The 16162-nt window shown below is 69.3% G+C and carries 12 protein-coding genes; 4 read left to right on the forward strand and 8 right to left on the reverse strand.

The genetic code is table 11. The features are described from left to right. Nucleotides 1-13: 13 nt before the first annotated feature. The gene (locus DGO_RS00915; RefSeq protein ID WP_014683588.1) at nt 14-1855 is read right to left on the reverse strand and encodes an ABC transporter ATP-binding protein; all 1842 of its coding nucleotides are present in this window, start codon (nt 1853-1855) and stop codon (nt 14-16) included. Between the two features lie 40 nt (nt 1856-1895). Further along, complete coding sequence (locus DGO_RS00920) at nt 1896-3359, reverse strand: UDP-N-acetylmuramoyl-L-alanyl-D-glutamate--2,6-diaminopimelate ligase (protein ID WP_014683589.1); 1464 nt, start codon at nt 3357-3359, stop codon at nt 1896-1898. Between the two features lie 234 nt (nt 3360-3593). On the opposite strand from DGO_RS00920, the gene DGO_RS00925 reads away from it, so the two are divergent. Continuing rightward, nucleotides 3594-4085, forward strand: coding sequence for a YciE/YciF ferroxidase family protein (locus tag DGO_RS00925; RefSeq protein ID WP_226991407.1), 492 nt, complete (start codon nt 3594-3596; stop codon nt 4083-4085). Nucleotides 4086-4145: 60 nt separating this feature from the next. On the opposite strand, the gene DGO_RS00930 is transcribed toward DGO_RS00925, so the two are convergent. The 6 genes from DGO_RS00930 to DGO_RS00955 all read right to left on the reverse strand — a co-directional run bounded on the left by DGO_RS00930 (nt 4146) and on the right by DGO_RS00955 (nt 8008). After that, nucleotides 4146-4769, reverse strand: coding sequence for a deoxynucleoside kinase (locus DGO_RS00930; RefSeq protein ID WP_014683591.1), 624 nt, complete (start codon nt 4767-4769; stop codon nt 4146-4148). After that, nucleotides 4769-5398 carry a deoxynucleoside kinase gene (locus DGO_RS00935; RefSeq protein WP_043800453.1) on the reverse strand — a complete coding sequence of 210 codons (630 nt, stop codon included), beginning with the start codon at nt 5396-5398 and terminating at the stop codon, nt 4769-4771. Before DGO_RS00935 ends, DGO_RS00930 begins: the two co-directional genes overlap by 1 nt. 80 nt (nt 5399-5478) lie before the next feature. Beyond that, the gene (locus DGO_RS00940; RefSeq protein ID WP_014683593.1) at nt 5479-5676 is read right to left on the reverse strand and encodes a type II toxin-antitoxin system antitoxin; all 198 of its coding nucleotides are present in this window, start codon (nt 5674-5676) and stop codon (nt 5479-5481) included. A gap of 3 nt (nt 5677-5679) precedes the next feature. After that, nucleotides 5680-6594 carry an SPFH domain-containing protein gene (locus DGO_RS00945; RefSeq protein ID WP_014683594.1) on the reverse strand — a complete coding sequence of 305 codons (915 nt, stop codon included), beginning with the start codon at nt 6592-6594 and terminating at the stop codon, nt 5680-5682. A 104-nt stretch (nt 6595-6698) separates the two neighbouring features. Next, complete coding sequence (locus DGO_RS00950) at nt 6699-7799, reverse strand: S1C family serine protease (protein WP_043800455.1); 1101 nt, start codon at nt 7797-7799, stop codon at nt 6699-6701. After that, entirely contained in the window at nt 7796-8008 is a 213-nt protein-coding gene (locus tag DGO_RS00955) for an FmdB family zinc ribbon protein (protein ID WP_014683596.1), read from the reverse strand. Before DGO_RS00955 ends, DGO_RS00950 begins: the two co-directional genes overlap by 4 nt. Nucleotides 8009-8688: 680 nt before the next feature. Between DGO_RS00955 and glmS the strand changes: the two genes are divergently transcribed. From glmS to DGO_RS00970, 3 genes are all read left to right on the forward strand, one after another. Beyond that, nucleotides 8689-10509: a glutamine--fructose-6-phosphate transaminase (isomerizing) gene (gene glmS, locus DGO_RS00960; protein WP_014683597.1), complete on the forward strand. Its 1821-nt coding sequence runs from the start codon at nt 8689-8691 to the stop codon at nt 10507-10509. A gap of 114 nt (nt 10510-10623) precedes the next feature. Then, nucleotides 10624-11061, forward strand: coding sequence for a CHRD domain-containing protein (locus DGO_RS00965; RefSeq protein ID WP_014683598.1), 438 nt, complete (start codon nt 10624-10626; stop codon nt 11059-11061). A 280-nt stretch (nt 11062-11341) separates the two neighbouring features. Next, on the forward strand, nt 11342-16153 hold the full coding sequence (locus DGO_RS00970; protein ID WP_050920636.1) for a glutamate synthase-related protein: 4812 nt from the start codon (nt 11342-11344) through the stop codon (nt 16151-16153). Nucleotides 16154-16162 lie beyond the last annotated feature (9 nt).

Here is a 16162-nt window from a genome sequence, read left to right on the forward strand (position 1 = left end):
GGCCGCCCTGCCCTCAGACCCCGACCGCCTCCGGTTCGGCGTACTGGCTGGCCTGGAGGGCCCACAGCTCGGCGTACTCGCCGCCGCGCGCCAGCAGCTCGGCGTGGGTGCCGTCCTCGATCAGGCGGCCCAGTTTCATGACCAGGACCCGGTCGGCCATGAGCACGCTGCCCAGGCGGTGCGTGATGAGCAGGGTGGTGCGCCCCCGGCTCATGGCGGCGAAGGCCCCGAAGACCTCGGCCTCGCTGCGGGGGTCGAGCGCCGCCGTCGGCTCGTCGAGGATCAGGACGCGCGACTCGCGGTACAGCGCCCGCGCGGTCGCCAGTTTCTGCCACTGCCCGCCCGAGAGGTCCACGCCGCCGAAGGCCTGCCCGATGCGCGCCTCCAGGCCGCCGTTCACGCGCTCCAGCACCGGCTCCAGCCCGGAGGCCGACACCGCGTGCGCGAGCTTGGCGCCGTCCTCGGGCTGCCCCAGGGTGATGTTCTCGCGCAGCGTCCACTCGAAGCGCGAGAAGTCCTGAAACACGGCCGCCACCTGCGAGCGCCATTCCTCGACATTCACGTCCCGCAGGTCCACCTCCTGCCCGCGTTCGCCCAGCAGCACGCGCCCGGAGGTCGGGTCGTAGAAGCGCAGCAGCAGCTTGACCAGCGTGGTCTTGCCTGCCCCGTTCTCGCCCACGATGGCGACGGTCTGGCCCTCGGGAATGTGCAACGACACGTGTTCCAGCACCGGGGGACGGCCCTGGTAGCCGAAGCTCACGTCGTCGAGCGTGAGGGCCAGCCGCGCGGGCAGGGGCCGGGGGTCGGCGGGCTGCGTGACGCCGGAGGTCGCCGCCAGGAAGCTCTGGTACTTGTGGAACCAGTTCAGGTGCTCGGTCCCGGTGCTGATGGACTCGGACACGCCGCGCAGTTCGTCGCGCAGGCCCGCGAGCGCCGTGATGACCAGCACCACGCTGCCGGCCGTGTAGCCCCCGCCCCCCGCGCCCACGCCCTGCGCCCGGCTGACCACGTACACGAACAGCCCCGCCGTGACGAGCAGCGACAGCGCCTGGTACGGCAGGATGCCGAGCAGCTGCCTGTTGCGTACCCCGCGCATCACGCCCTGGTAGGCCAGCGTGCCGGTCAGGTAGCGGTTCTGGAGGTGGGGGACCAGCCCGTAGAGGCGCACCTCCTTGGCCGACTCGTGGCGCATGGCGACCCGCTGGAGGTAGTTCAGCTCGCGCGAGTCCTGGGTGCGCTGGATGAAGATGCTCCAGCCCAGCTTGTAGAACTCCATCTGGCGCAGCAGCGCGGGCAGCGTGCCCGCCACGACGACCAGCGGCACCCACCACCCGATGACGAGCAGCGTCGCCGAGACCCCCACCGCGCTCACGACGCCCCGGACCAGCGAGAGCAGCGTGGAGACGAGGTTCAGCGGCCGCCGGGGCGCGCCCATCTGGAGGATCTCGATGTCGTCGTGGAAGCGGGGGTCTTCGAGCACGTCCAGACCGTGGATCTCGGCCATCTTGTTCATCAGGCGCGTCATGGTCTGCACGGTGAAGCCGTCGGCGGCGTAGCCCTGGAGCACCTGCGCCGCCACCTGCGTGAGCTGCGAGATCAGGGCGGCGCCCGTCCAGGCCACGGCCAGCAGGGTCACGTTGACGGTGCCGCCACGCAGCGCCTCGCTCACGCCGTCCACCGTCCACTTGCCCAGCAGGATGGTCACGGCCGGAATCAGGCCCTGCACGAGCGCCATCGCCAGCAGCAGCGACACGAGCAGCGGGGCGCTGCGGTAGAGCCCCGGCAGGGTGCGCGCGAGCACCCCCAGCAGCTCGCGGTTGGACAGCTCGTCTTTCTTGGGCAGGGGGCGCAGCATCCGCCGAGTCTAGGCGCGCGGGCCCGGCGGGAAAGGAAGTTCAACGCCGCTGCAAGGCCGCCCGCGCCTCGCCCACCTCGTCCCAGGGCAGCGTCTCGGCGGCGCGCTCCAGGGTGTCCTCCGGGCCCTTGCCCGCCAGCAGCACGGTGTCGCCGGGGGCCGCCTGCGCGATCACGTGGGCGATGGCCTCCCGGCGGTCGGGAATGGACGTGAAGTTGGCCCGGCCCGCCTCCCGCGCCCCGCGCTCCATCTCGGCCAGGATGTCGGCGATCGGCGTGTCGCGGCAGTCTTCCTCGGTGAGGACTGCGTGGTCGGCCAGGCGGGTCGCCACCTCGCCCAGCGGCGCGCGCTTGGAGGGATCGCGCCGCCCGCCCGCCGACCCGACGAGCACCCACAGCCGCCCCGGCGTGGTGGCCCGCAGCATGCCCAGGGCCTTTTCCAGGCTGGGCGGCGTGTGCGCGAAGTCCACGATCACGCGCGGGCCGCCGCCGGGTCCCGGCACGAGTTCCATGCGGCCCGGCACGCCCGCGAAACTCGCCAGCCCGGCCACGAGCGCCTCCGGGGCCGCGCCCAGCCGGTGCGCCGCCGCCATCGCCGCCAGGGCGTTCGCCACGTTGAAGCGCCCGATCATGGGCAGCCGGGCCCGGAACTCCCCGGCGGGCGAGGCCACGTCGAAGCTCAGGCCGCCCGGCCCCTCCTCGACCCCGGTCGCGCGCCAGTCGGCGTGCTGGTTCTCGGCGCTGTAGGTCGTCTCCTCGGGGGCCACGCCGCGCAGCTCGGCGGTCCAGGGGTCGTCCACGTTCAGGACGGCGAAGGGCGCGCGCTCGACCAGTTTCTTCTTGTCCGCGAAGTAGTTTTCCAGCGTGCCGTGAAAGTCCAGGTGCTCGCTGCTCAGGTGCGTCCACACGGCCACGTCCCAGTCCACGCCGCGCACGCGGTCCAGGGCCAGGGCGTGGCTGCTCGCCTCCAGCACGGCCGCGCCCGCGCCCACGCGCACCATCTCGGCCAGGGTGGCCTGCACCTCCGGGGCCTCGGGCGTGGTGAAGTGCGCGGGAAAGTGCCGCAGTTCGCCGTCGGGCAGCTCGTAGCCCACCGTCGAGAGCAGGCCGGTCGGGATGCCGGCGGCGCGCAGCAGGTGGCGGGCCAGCCAGCTCGTGGTGGTCTTGCCGTCGGTGCCGGTCACGCCGACCACCTTCAGGGCGCGGCTGGGGTGCCCGGCCAGGGCGGCGGCAGCGTCGGCCAGTGCGGCGCGGGCGTCCGGCACGCGCAGGTAGGGCAGCGGCGCGGTCATGCCGTCAGGCAACCCCTCGCCCAGCACGGCGACCGCGCCCGCCCCGCGCGCCTTGTCCATGAAGGCGTGCCCGTCGAAACGCGCCCCCCGGATCGCCACGAACACGGAGCCGGGCCCCACCCAGTCGGCGTTGTGGGTCGCGCCGCTCACCTCCACATTCGGCAGGTCGGAGGCGGGCAGGCTGAGGGCGGCGGCGAGGTCGGGCAGGCGCATGGAGCGAGGGTAGCAGCCGAAATGGCGGCCCGGCGCGCGGCCGGTGAAGGGTCGCCGCGCCGCCGTTTCGGATCGAGCCTTCTCGTTTATGGAGAAGCCTTCATTCATATGGAGAAGCCTGCCTCCTCCAAGTGAACCATGTTCAATGCCTATACTTCATTTTCTTGGTTTCACTACCAGTGGAGAGAAGAACGACTTCGGCATAGTTCGGGGCGAGGTGAATCAACTATGGCAATGCAGATGCAAGATCTTCAGGCCCTCTACGTTCACAAACTTCAGGACATCTACAGCGCCGAGCAGCAGGCACTCGACCTAATGGAGCAGTCGGTGGGGTTGGTCCAGACCCCGGAACTCCAGCAGGGCATCCGCCTGCACATCGACCAGACGCGCCAGCACATCCAGCGGCTCGACCAGATTTTCGACAAGCTGGACGAGGAGCCGGGCGGCGAGACCTGCGAGGGCATGCGCGGCCTCGTGCAGGAGGCGCAGAAGCTCATGGGGCAGCCGGCCAGTCCCGAGGTGCTGGAAGCCGGCATGATCGCCTGTCGGCAGGCGGTGGAGCACTACGAGATCGCCGGCTACGGCACGGCACGTACCTACGCCGAACTGCTCGGCGACCAGGAGGCCGCCCGCCTGCTCGACCAGACCCTCGAAGAGGAGAAGGCGACCGACGAGAAGCTCTCGCAGATCGCCCGGCAGGTCAACGTCGAGGCTATGGACGCCTGAAGGGGCGCCGGGTCCCAGGAGGCGGAGGCTGGGCCCGGGACGCCATCTCCATCTCGTTTCTCAGCGCAGCAGCGGCAGCCCGAAGCCGTAGCCCGCGACCTGCCCGCAGACCCACTCGAAGGCGGCGGCGTCCTGCACGAAGTCCAGCCGGTCGCCGTCGATCCGCAGGACCGGGCAGGCGTCGAATTCGCCCACCCACTCCTCGTACAGCCGGTTCAGGCCCAGCAGGTACTCGCCGGGCATGTCCTGTTCGTAGTCGCGCCCCCGCAGCGCGATGCGGCGGCGCAGGGTGGGCAGCGAGGCGTCGATGTGGATGAGGAGGTCGGGCGTACGCAGCGCGGGCAGGATGCCCCGGTACAGGCCCAGGTAGGTCTGCCAGTCGCGTTCCTCCATCTGACCGGTCGCCTGGAGGTGGCGGGCGAAGATGTTGGCGTCCTCGAACACGGTGCGGTCCTGCACGACCTCGCGGGTGTCACGGACCAGCGTCAGGTGCTGTTCGAGCCGCCGCGACAGGAAGTACACCTGCGAGTGGAACGAGTAGCGCCGCATGTCGCCGTAGAAGTCCTCCAGGTAGGGGTTCTCGGCGTAGGGCTCGTAGACGGGCAGCAGGCCGTAGCGCTCCGAGAGCATCCGGGTCAGGGTGCTCTTGCCGCTGCCGATGTTGCCCGACAGGGCGAGGTACATCAGTCGCCCCCCAGGGGGGACGGGGCACACAGGGGCCGGCCCAGCGCCTCCTCGATGTGCGCCAGGATGGCCGCCTCGTCCTCGGGGCGCTCGACGAAGTCGTAGGCGGCGGCGTCGATGGTCAGCATCGGCGGCGCGTAGGTCCGGAAATACTCGTCGTAGCGGGCCGTCAGCTCGGCGAGGTACGCGGCGGGCATGTCCTTCTCGAAGGGCCGGGCGCGCTTGGCGATGCGCCGCAGCAGCTCGGGCGTCTCGGCGCGCAGGTACACCACGAGGTCGGGGGTGGGCAGCCGGGGCGAGAGGTGGGCGTACAGGTCCTCGTACAGCGCGAACTCGGCGTCCCTCAGGTTCATCGCCGCGAAGATGAAGTCCTTGTCGAACAGGTAGTCGCTGACCACGTGCCCACTGAACAGCCCCGGCTGCGCCAGCGCCGAGAGCTGCTTGAAACGCGAGAGCAGGAAGAAGACCTGCACCTGAAACGAGAAGGCCTCGGGCTGCTCGTAGAAGCGCGCCAGGAAGGGGTTTTCCTCGACGACCTCCAGGTTCAGCTCGGCGCCGCAGCGCGAGGCCAGCCGCGCCGCCAGACTGGTTTTGCCCACCCCGATGGGGCCTTCGACCACGATATACATGCGGGCCGAGCATAGCGCCCCCGCCCCTGCGGCGAAGGAGAGGGGCGGGGCTTGACAGGGGGGCGGTGTGGGTGCGGCGCTCAGCGCTCGGCGGGGTCGGTCGGCTGTTCCTGCGGCGGCGTGGCCGGGGCCTTGTGCCGCCCGGCCTGCCGCGCCGCCTGGGTCAGCAGATACTCGATCTGGGCGTTCACGCTGCGCAGGTCGTCGGCGGCCCAGCGTTCCAGGACGGCGTACAGCTCGGGTGAGATGCGCAGGGGAAAGTTCTTGCGTGGTGCCATGCCTCAGTACAGGCTGCCCGCGTTCACGATAGGCTGGGTGCCCCGTTCGCTGGTCAGGACGACGAGCAGGTTGCTGACCATCTGCGCCTTGCGCTCCTCGTCGAGCTGCACGATGTGCTGGCCTTCGAGTTCGCGCAGCGCCATCTCGACCATGCCCACCGCGCCCTGCACGATCTGCTGGCGGGCGGCGATGATCGCGCTGGCCTGCTGGCGCTGGAGCATCGCCCCGGCGATCTCGGGGGAGTAGGCCAGGTGCGAGAGCCGCGCCTCCAGGACCTCGACCCCGGCGTGTTGCAGCCGCACGGCCAGTTCGCGGCCCAGCGTTTCGCTGACCTCGTCGGCGTTGCCGCGCAGGCTCATGGTGCCCTCCGTGTAGTCGTCGTAGGGGTACTGCGAGGCGAGGTGACGCAGCGCCGTCTCGGACTGGATCGCCACGAACTGCGTGTAGTCCTCGACGTCGAAGATGGCCCGCGCCGTGTCCACCACGCGCCACACGATCACGGCGGCGATCTCGATGGGGTTGCCCATCTGGTCGTTCACCTTGAGGCGCTCGGAGTTGAAGTTGCGGATGCGCAGGCTCACGCGCTTGCGGATGGTCAGCGGGTTGGTCCAGTACAGGCCGTTGCGCCGCTCGGTGCCCACGTAGCGCCCGAACAGCGTGATGAGGATGGCCTGGTTGGGCTGCACGATGAAAAAGCCCATCGAGAGCAGCAGGTTGACCAGGAGCAGCGCGGTCGCCAGGGCAAACTGCTCGGCCACGAACAGCCAGACGTTCAGCGCGGCCAGCGCGAGCCAGCCCAGGAACAGCGGCAGACCCGGCAGCCCGAAAGCGGCGCGCTCCCGGCTCGCCACGTCGCTGCGGGTCGAGATGCCGCCCTGGGGACCGACGGTCTGCGGGGCCTTGTCGAGTTCACTCATCTATCTACCTCCGATCAAAGTGATATCACTTTGAGGTCTGACGAGCAAGCGAACGGGCCTGGAGCGTTCGGCATCCAGGCCCGGCAGGGAAGGAGGAAGGAAACCTAACGCAGCGTGCGCTTGAGGAGCGTGACCTTCACGTCCACGCTCTTCTTGTTGCGCCACAGCCGCAGCGTGACGGTCTGGCCGGGCCGCTTGGCGGCGACGAGGCGGGTCACGTCGTAGGAGCTCTGGACCCGCGCGCCGTCCACCGCCACGATGATGTCGCCCAGCGGGGCCAGGAGCTGGTCCTTGCTGTTGCGCAGCGAGCCGCGCAGGCCCGCGCGCGCCCCGGCGCTGCCGGCCGGCACGTCCCACACCAGGGCGCCCTCGCTGCTGCTCAGGCCCGCGAGGCTGCGCAGGGCCGGGTCGAGGCTGTCGAGGTCCTGCAGGGTCACGCCCAGGGTGCCGCGCTGCGGCGTGCCGACCTTTTCCAGGTCCTCGACGCTCTGCTTGACGAGGTCGCCCGGAATCGCCACGCCGATCACGCCCGGCACGAAGTTGTTGGGCGCGGCGTTGGCATCCGACACGGCCACGACCGCGCCGCGCGAGTCGAGCACCGGCCCGCCGCTGTTGCCCTGCTGGATGCTCGCGGTGGTCACGAAGTACTGCCCGATCTCCTGGCCCAGGCTGTCGTTGCGCGGAATGTCGCGCGCGCTGGCCGCCACGCTGAAGATCCCGCTGCTCACGAAGTTCTGGATGCGCAGGGGCGCCCCGATGGCGATCAGCTTCTGGCCCGGAATGAGGCGGGCGCTCGACCCGAAGGCCAGCGTCTTGGGCGCCGTGACGCCGCTCACGCGCAGGATGGCGATGTCGATGCCGGGGTCCACCGCCTCGACCTTGGCCGGCACGCGCCGGCCGTTGTACAGGATCACGCTCAGCGACTCGTAGTCCTGGATGACGTGGAAATTGGTCACGATCAGGTCTTTCTTGTAGAAAAACCCGCTGCCGGTTTCCAGGGGGTCGTCACCGGGTTGCAGGGCGCTCTTGTTCAGGCGGTTGTCCACCCGTACCACGGCGGGCAGGGCCGCCTGCGTCACCTCGACGGTGTTGATCTCGTCGCCCGTGACCAGCGCCTTCTGGGCCGAGACGCGCCCGGTCAGGTACGCGCCCGTGCCCGCTGCGGCGACCAGCAGGGCCGCGCCCAGCACCCCGGCGGGCTTCACTCGCTGCCGCCGCTCTTGCCGCCCTCGCCGCTCTTGCGCGAGTCGTTGACGTAAAAGCCGCTGCCCTTGAACGAGATGCCCGGGCGCGCCAGCACGCGCTTGACTGGCACGCCGGTCTCGGGGTGGGCGGTGTAGGCCTCGTCGCGCATGCTCTGCACGAGTTCGTAGATTTCGCCGGTTTCGATGTTCTTGTACAGGTAGGTGGGCATGTTGGAAGTGACCTCGAAAAGAAAGTGTGGGGGCGACCGGTCGGGCCGCAGGCGGCCAGAAACTCGGGCGCGCGCTCGGCCCCATCCTAGCAAGGGTGGCCGGGCTGCGCCTTCCGCCGAAAGGGGGACGCGGCGCGCGCCCAGCGGCCCTTTTCGCCTGGACGGCCTTCATGAACCGGTGAGCGTCGGCCGTGAGTGCTTTACACACGGCCCTCATCTCAGGTGCTATGCTGCCCCCGAACCCAGGGTGCCGGGTTCGAACAAGACAGGGCAGCGCAAGGCCCACCTGCCGCGTTCCCGGGGCGATCCCCGGAGCCGGCGCGGCGCAGGATGCAGCTGGTGCATCCGCCCACGGGTGGGAGACGAGGTGGAGGTCAGCGAGTTTCTGCGGATGCCTCCAGGCCAGGGGTCAGGGCCTACCCGACTTGCCCAGAGCGGAACAGGGCAAGTGAAGTGCGGTGATAAGCCTTCTGCGGCGACGCAGGGATAAGGCCGCGCGAGACACCACAACCAGGAGTTGGGCACCCAGTTCAGGCTCCCTGCCGGCGCAGGTACGCCGGGGAAGGGTCGGGCAGGTCACGGGAACACGTCCGGTGTCGGGCGGTGTCCGGGACAGCCGGGCCGTCTCCGGGCGATGCCTCTCGTGTGCCGGCCGGCGGGGCCTGAACCGGAGGATCACTATGTGCGGAATCGTCGGATACATCGGGACAAGACAGGCGCAGGACGTTCTCATTTCGGGCCTCTCGAAGCTGGAATACCGGGGCTACGACAGCGCCGGGGTCGCGGTGGGCGACGGCGCGTGCATCGCCGTGCGCAAGAAGGCGGGCAAGCTCGCCAACCTGCAGGGTGAGCTGGCCGGCGCGCCGCTGCCGGGCACCCTGGGCATCGGGCACACCCGCTGGGCCACCCACGGCCTGCCCAACGACACCAACGCGCACCCCCACGCCACCGAAGACGGCAAGATCGTCATCATCCACAACGGCATCATCGAGAACTACCTGCCCCTGAAAGAGGGCCTGACGGCGCGCGGCCACATCTTCAAGTCGGAGACCGACAGTGAGGTGCTGGCCCACCTGATCGAAGAAGCGTACTCGGGCGACCTGTACGAGGCCGTGCGCGCGGCGCTCTCGCAGGTGCGCGGCGCCTACGGCATCGTGGTGACGCACGTGGACCACCGCGAGATCGTCGCGGCCCGCACCGTGTCCCCGATGGTCATGGGCGTGGGCGAGGGCGAGATGTTCCTGGCCTCGGACGTGCCCGCCCTGCTGCCCTACACGCGCAACATGGTCTTCCTGCACGACGGCGACATGGTCGTGCTGCACGACGACGGCTTCCGCGTGACCGACCTCGCGGGCAACGAGCTGAAGCGCGACATCGAGCACATCGACTGGGACGCCGAGGCGGCCGAGAAGGGCGGCTACGACTCCTACATGATGAAGGAGATCTACGAGCAGCCCAACGCCCTGACGAACACCCTGATCGGGCGCCTGCACGACGACACCGGCGAGGTGAACCTCGACATCAACCTCGACCCGGCGAGCTTCAAGCGCATCTCGATCATCGCCTGCGGCACCGCGTACTACGCCGGCATGGTGGGCGAGTACCTCATCGAGCAGCTCGCGCGCATTCCGGTGGACATCGACGTGGCCTCCGAGTACCGCTACCGCGACCCGCTGGTCAGCGAGCACACCCTCGCCATCGTCATGAGCCAGAGCGGCGAGACCATCGACACCCTCGAAGCCCTGCGCGAGGCCAAGAAGTTCGGCGCCAAGACCCTGGGCATCATCAACGCCAAGGGCAGCTCGATGACCCGCGAGGTCGACGACACGCTGTACATCCACGCCGGCCCCGAGATCGGCGTGGCGAGCACCAAGGCCTACACCTCGATGGTGAGCGCCATGCTCATGCTCGCGCTGTGGCTGGGGCGCGCGCGCGGCACGCTGACCGAGGACCAGAGCCGCGAACTGCTGCACGCCGCCCGCGAACTGCCCCGTCTCGTCGAGGAGTCGCTGACCCCGGAGCGCGTCGAGAACGTCCGGGCGATCGCCGAGAAGTACGCCGACGCCCGCGACTTCCTGTTCCTGGGGCGCGGCGTGAACAGCCCGACCGCCTATGAGGGCGCCCTGAAACTCAAGGAGATCAGCTACATCCACGCCGAGGCCTACGCGGCCGGCGAGATGAAGCACGGCCCGATCGCCCTCATCGACGAGCACATGCCGGTCGTGGTGGTCGCCACCGAGAGCAAGCTCCTCGAGAAGACGATCTCCAACGTGCAGGAGGTCCGTGCGCGCAAGGGCAAGGTCATCCTGGTGCTGTCGGAGGGCGACACCGAGAACGCCCGCTACGGCGACGACGTGATCTACGTGCCCCGCGCCCACGAGATGGTCAGCCCGGTGGTGAACGCGGTGGCCCTGCAACTCCTGGCCATCTTCATCGCCGAGAAGCTCGGCAAGGACGTGGACAAGCCGCGCAACCTCGCCAAGGCCGTGACCGTCGAGTAAACGGGAAGTCTGCAGGGGGACGCCGGCACCGACCTGGCGTCCCCTTTTCGGTCCATGCGGATATGAAGCGGAGGTGAAGCATCCAGCCGGGGGGGCGGGCGCATATAGAGAGGTATGAAGAAACTGATGCTCGCCGCGCTGGCCCTCCCCCTGAGTGCCTGCACCATGATGGCCGCCCCCATGAACTACGCCCTCTCGAAGCAGCCCGCCGGCGCCGCGCTGATGAGCAGTGGCACGGTGAGCGTGAAGAAGGACATGAACATGGTCATGACCACCGCCACCGTGAGCGGCCTGCAGCCGAACACCTACTACGTAGCGCACTACCACAACCAGGGCACGGCCAGCACCTCCCCCTGCGACAGCGGCGGCGCGCCCATCATGAGCAGCATGATCGTGGGCATGACCGACAGCATGGGTATGCTCAAGCTCTCGGGCAGCGTGGCCATGAGCGACGTGATGAGCGCCACCTACTTCAACATCCACACCGCCGCCAACGCCTCGGGCACCCCGGCCGACGCGGGCGTGACCTGTACCCCGGTCGCCCTGAAGTAAACCCCGCCGGCCCCGCCGCCCCGACTCCGCGCAGGAGTCGGGGCGGTTTGCCGTGCCGGGCCTTGTTTTTATGCGTGTCCCGGCAGGGGAGAGGCCGCGCCCCTGCCGTCTGCCAAGAAAACGGGCGGGACATTGTCTTCCTTCTCACCAAAAACAGCGGAGAAGGAGGCGTGTTATAAACAACGCCCCTGCATGAAGTTGCATCTGTCTGTACCCTGGAGTGTAGCAGCCGGTGAAGGGACGCGCCCCGGCGAGCGAGTCACGGGAGGGATGCACAGCTATGGACCAATTCGACAACCGGGTGACTCCGGTGGAGGCCGTGTCCTCCACCAGCACGCAGGAAATCCGTCAGGCAGCCGAAAGCGGCCTGTATGCGGCCCAGGAACACGACGCCTGTGGGGTGGGGTTCGTCGCGCATATCGGCGGCCAGAAGAACCACGCCATCGTGCAGCAGGGCCTCAAGATCCTCGAAAACCTCGACCACCGGGGCGCGGTCGGGGCCGACGCCCTGATGGGGGACGGCGCGGGCATCCTGATCCAGATTCCCGACGACTTCTACCGCGCCGAGATGCAGGCGCAGGGCGTGACCCTGCCCCCGCTGGGCGACTACGGCGTCGGCATGATCTTCCTGCCCAAGGAGATCGCCTCGCGCCGTGCCTGCGAGCAGGAACTCGAGCGCGCCGTGGTGGCTGAGGGCCAGATCGTGCTGGGCTGGCGCGACGTGCCGGTCAGCCGCGAGATGCCCATGAGCCCGGCGGTGCGCGAGAAAGAACCCGTCATCCGCCAGATCTTCGTGGGGGCCGGTCCCGACACGTTGGTGCCCGACGCGCTGGAGCGCAAGCTGTACGTCATCCGCCGCCGCGCGAGCAACGCCATCCTGGCGCTGAACTTCACGCACGGCCAGGAATACTACGTGCCCTCGATGTCGTGCCGCACGGTCATCTACAAGGGCCTGCTGCTCGCCACGCAGGTCGGCGAGTACTACCTCGACCTCCAGCGCCCCGAGGTCGTCTCGGCCCTGGCCCTGGTCCACCAGCGCTTCTCGACGAACACCTTCCCCGAGTGGCGCCTGGCGCACCCCTACCGCATGGTGGCGCACAACGGCGAGATCAACACCGTCAAGGGCAACTTCAACTGGATGCGCGCCCGCGAGGGCATCATGCAGAGCCCGGTGCTGGGCGGCGACCTGAACAAGCTCTACCCCATCTCCTTCGAGGGCGAGTCGGATACCGCGACCTTCGACAACGCCCTGGAACTCCTGACGCTGGCCGGCTACCCGATGGCGCAGGCCGCCATGATGATGATCCCGGAGGCCTGGGAGCAGAACACCCTCATCGACGACCGCCGCCGCGCGTTCTACGAGTACCACGCCTCGATGATGGAGCCCTGGGACGGCCCGGCCGCGATGGTCTTCACCGACGGCCGGCAGCTCGGCGCGACCCTCGACCGCAACGGCCTGCGCCCCGCGCGCTACGTGCAGACCCGCGACGGGCTGGTCATCCTGGCCTCCGAGTCGGGCGTGCTGCCCATCCCCGAGTCGCAGATCGTCAAGAAGTGGCGCCTGCAACCCGGCAAGATGTTCATGATCGACCTCGAACAGGGCCGGATCATCGAGGACGACGAACTCAAGCTCCAGTTCGCGGCCGCCAAGCCCTACCGCCAGTGGGTCGAGAACACCCGCGTCGAGCTCTCCACCGCCGAGGAGACCGGCGCGGTGGGCGAGTTCCGCGAGTCGCTGCTCGACCGCCAGCAGGCCTTCGGCTACACCCAGGAGGACCTGAAGTTCCTGATGGGCCCGATGGCGAAGTCCGGCGAGGAAGGCATCGGCTCGATGGGCAACGACTCGCCCCTGGCGGTGCTCTCGGCGCGCAACAAGCCGCTGTACAACTACTTCCGCCAGCTGTTCGCGCAGGTCACCAACCCGCCCATCGACCCCATCCGCGAGTCGGTGGTCATGAGCCTGGTGTCCTTCGTGGGGCCGCGCCCCAACCTGCTGGACATCAACTCGGTCAGCCCGCAGCTGCGTATCCAGATCGAGCAGCCCATTCTGGACTTCGACGACATGGCCCGCCTGCGCGCCATCGAGGAGCACACGCGCGGCAAGTTCAGGGCCTACGACCTCGACATCACCTACCCGGCCGACTGGGAGGCGCGCGGCATCGAGGCCAAGCTGGCGACCATCAACGCCTGGGCCGTGGACGCCATCGAATCGGGGCACAACATCATCATCCTCAGCGACCGCCGCCTGGACCGCGACCGCGTGGCGATTCCGGCCCTGCTGGCCCTGAGCAGCGTGCACCACCACCTCGTCAAGGCGGGCCTGCGCATGAAGGTCGGCCTGGTCGTCGAGACCGGCGACGCCCGCGAGGTGCACCACTTCGCCGCGCTGGCGGGCTACGGGGCCGAGGCGATCCACCCCTACCTCGCGCTGGAGACCCTGCACGACCTGCACCGGGGCGGCCACGTCCCCGGCATGCCGGACCTGGAGGGCCTGAGCGCCGAGAAGGCCACCTACAACTACATCAAGGCCATCGGCAAGGGCCTGAGCAAGATCATGTCCAAGATGGGCGTGAGCACCTACATGTCCTACTGCGGCGCGCAGCTGTTCGAGGCCGTGGGCCTGGGCGACGACTTCGTGCAGAAGTACTTCCGGGGCACGGCGAGCAAGGTGGGCGGCATCGGCCTGTTCGAGGTCGCGGAAGAAGCCCTGCGCACCCACCGCGCGGCCTTCGGCGACAGCCCGGTGCTGGCCCGCACCCTCGACGCGGGCGGCGAGTACGCCTGGCGCACGCGCGGCGAGGAGCACATGTGGACGCCCGACGCCATCGCCAAGCTCCAGCACTCCACGCGCAGCGGGTCGTACAGCACCTACGAGGAGTACGCCCGGATCATCAACGACCAGTCGCGCCGCCACATGACGCTGCGCGGCCTCTTCGACTTCAAGACCGAGGGCCTGACCCCCGTGCCCCTGGAAGAGGTCGAGAGCGCCGCCGACATCGTCAAGCGCTTCGCCACGGGCGCGATGAGCCTGGGCAGCATCTCGACCGAGGCGCACACCACCCTGGCCGTCGCCATGAACCGCATCGGCGGCAAGAGCAACACCGGCGAGGGCGGCGAGGACCCGGCCCGCTACGAGCGCGAGATGCGCGGCGAGTCGCTGGGCGAGGGCCACACCCTGGCCTCGATGCTGGGTGAGGGCCGCGTGGCCGTGGACTACCCGCTGGAACCCGGCGACTCGCTGCGGTCCAAGATCAAGCAGGTGGCCTCGGGCCGCTTCGGGGTCACGACCAACTACCTCGTCTCGGCCGACCAGATCCAGATCAAGATGGCCCAGGGCGCCAAGCCGGGCGAGGGCGGGCAGCTCCCTGGCGGCAAGGTCAGCGAGTACATCGGCTTCCTGCGCCACAGCGTGCCGGGCGTGGGCCTCATCTCGCCGCCCCCGCACCACGACATCTACTCGATCGAGGACCTCGCGCAGCTCATCCACGACCTCAAGAACGTCAATTCACGCGCCGACATCTCGGTCAAGCTCGTCAGCGAGGTCGGCGTGGGCACCATCGCCGCCGGGGTCGCCAAGGCGAAGGCCGACCATATCGTGATCGCCGGGCACGACGGCGGCACCGGGGCCTCGCCCTGGAGCTCCATCAAGCACGCCGGCTCGCCCTGGGAACTGGGCCTGGCCGAGACGCAGCAGACCCTGGTGCTCAACCGCCTGCGCGACCGCGTGCGCGTGCAGACCGACGGCCAGCTCAAGACCGGGCGCGACGTGATCATCGCCGCGCTGCTGGGCGCCGACGAGTTCGGCTTCGCCACCGCGCCGCTCGTCGTGCAGGGCTGCATCATGATGCGCAAGTGCCACCTGAACACCTGCCCGGTCGGCGTGGCGACCCAGGACCCGGTCCTGCGCGCCCGCTTCCAGGGCAAGCCCGAGCACGTCATCAACTTCTTCTTCTTCGTGGCCGAGGAAGCGCGCAAGATCATGGCGGAGCTCGGCATCCGCCGCTTCGACGACCTGATCGGCCGCTCGGACCTGCTCGACACCCGCGCGGGCGTGGCCCACTGGAAGGCGCAGGGCCTGGACTTCTCGCGCGTGTTCTACCGCCCCGAACTGCCCGAGACGGTCGGCCGCCGCCACCTGCAGACCCAGGACCACGGGCTGGACCGGGCCCTGGACCTCAAGCTCATCGAGAAGTGCCGCCCCGCCATCGAGGCGGGTGAGAAGGTGCACTTCCTCCAGGATGTGCGCAACGTCAACCGCACGGTCGGCGCGATGCTCTCGGGTGAACTCGTGCGCGCCCGCCCCGAGGGCCTGCCCGACCAGACGGTCTTCATCCAGATGGAGGGGACCGGCGGCCAGAGCTTCGGCGCGTTCCTGGCTCCCGGCATCACCCTGTACCTCATCGGGGACGCCAACGACTACACCGGCAAGGGTCTGTCGGGCGGGCGCATCGCGGTGCGGCCCTCGATCGAGTTCCGGGGCGACGCCAGCAAGAACATCATCGTGGGCAACACGGTGCTGTACGGCGCGACCAGTGGCGAGGCCTTTTTCCGGGGCGTGGCCGGCGAGCGCTTCGGCGTGCGCCTGAGCGGCGCGCAGGCGGTCGTGGAGGGCACCGGCGACCACGGCTGCGAGTACATGACGGGCGGCACGGTGGTCGTGCTCGGCCAGACCGGGCGCAACTTCGCCGCTGGCATGTCGGGCGGGGTGGCCTACGTGCTCGACGAGGACGGCACCTTCGCCCAGCGCTGCAACCACAGCATGGTCGGCCTGAGCCGCGTGTTGCCCGAGGACGAGCAGCTCCTGAGCGCGGACCCCAGCGGCCTGCACTTTGGCCAGAGCGACGAGGCGCACCTGCGCTACCTCGTCGAGTCGCACCACCGCTGGACCGGCTCGCTGCGTGCCCGCGACATCCTCGACGACTGGGACGGCTCGCTGAAGAAGTTCGTCAAGGTCTTCCCGCACGAGTACCAGCGCGCCCTGAAGGAACGGGCCCAGGCCGGCGCCGCTTCTGCTGGCACGGTGGAGGCCGCCGACACGACCAGCATGAAGGTCGGCCCGCAGCCCGGCGGCACGGGCGTCCTGACCAAGTAACCCCTGGCC

It is taken from the genome of Deinococcus gobiensis I-0 (assembly GCF_000252445.1).
Classification (GTDB): domain Bacteria; phylum Deinococcota; class Deinococci; order Deinococcales; family Deinococcaceae; genus Deinococcus; species Deinococcus gobiensis.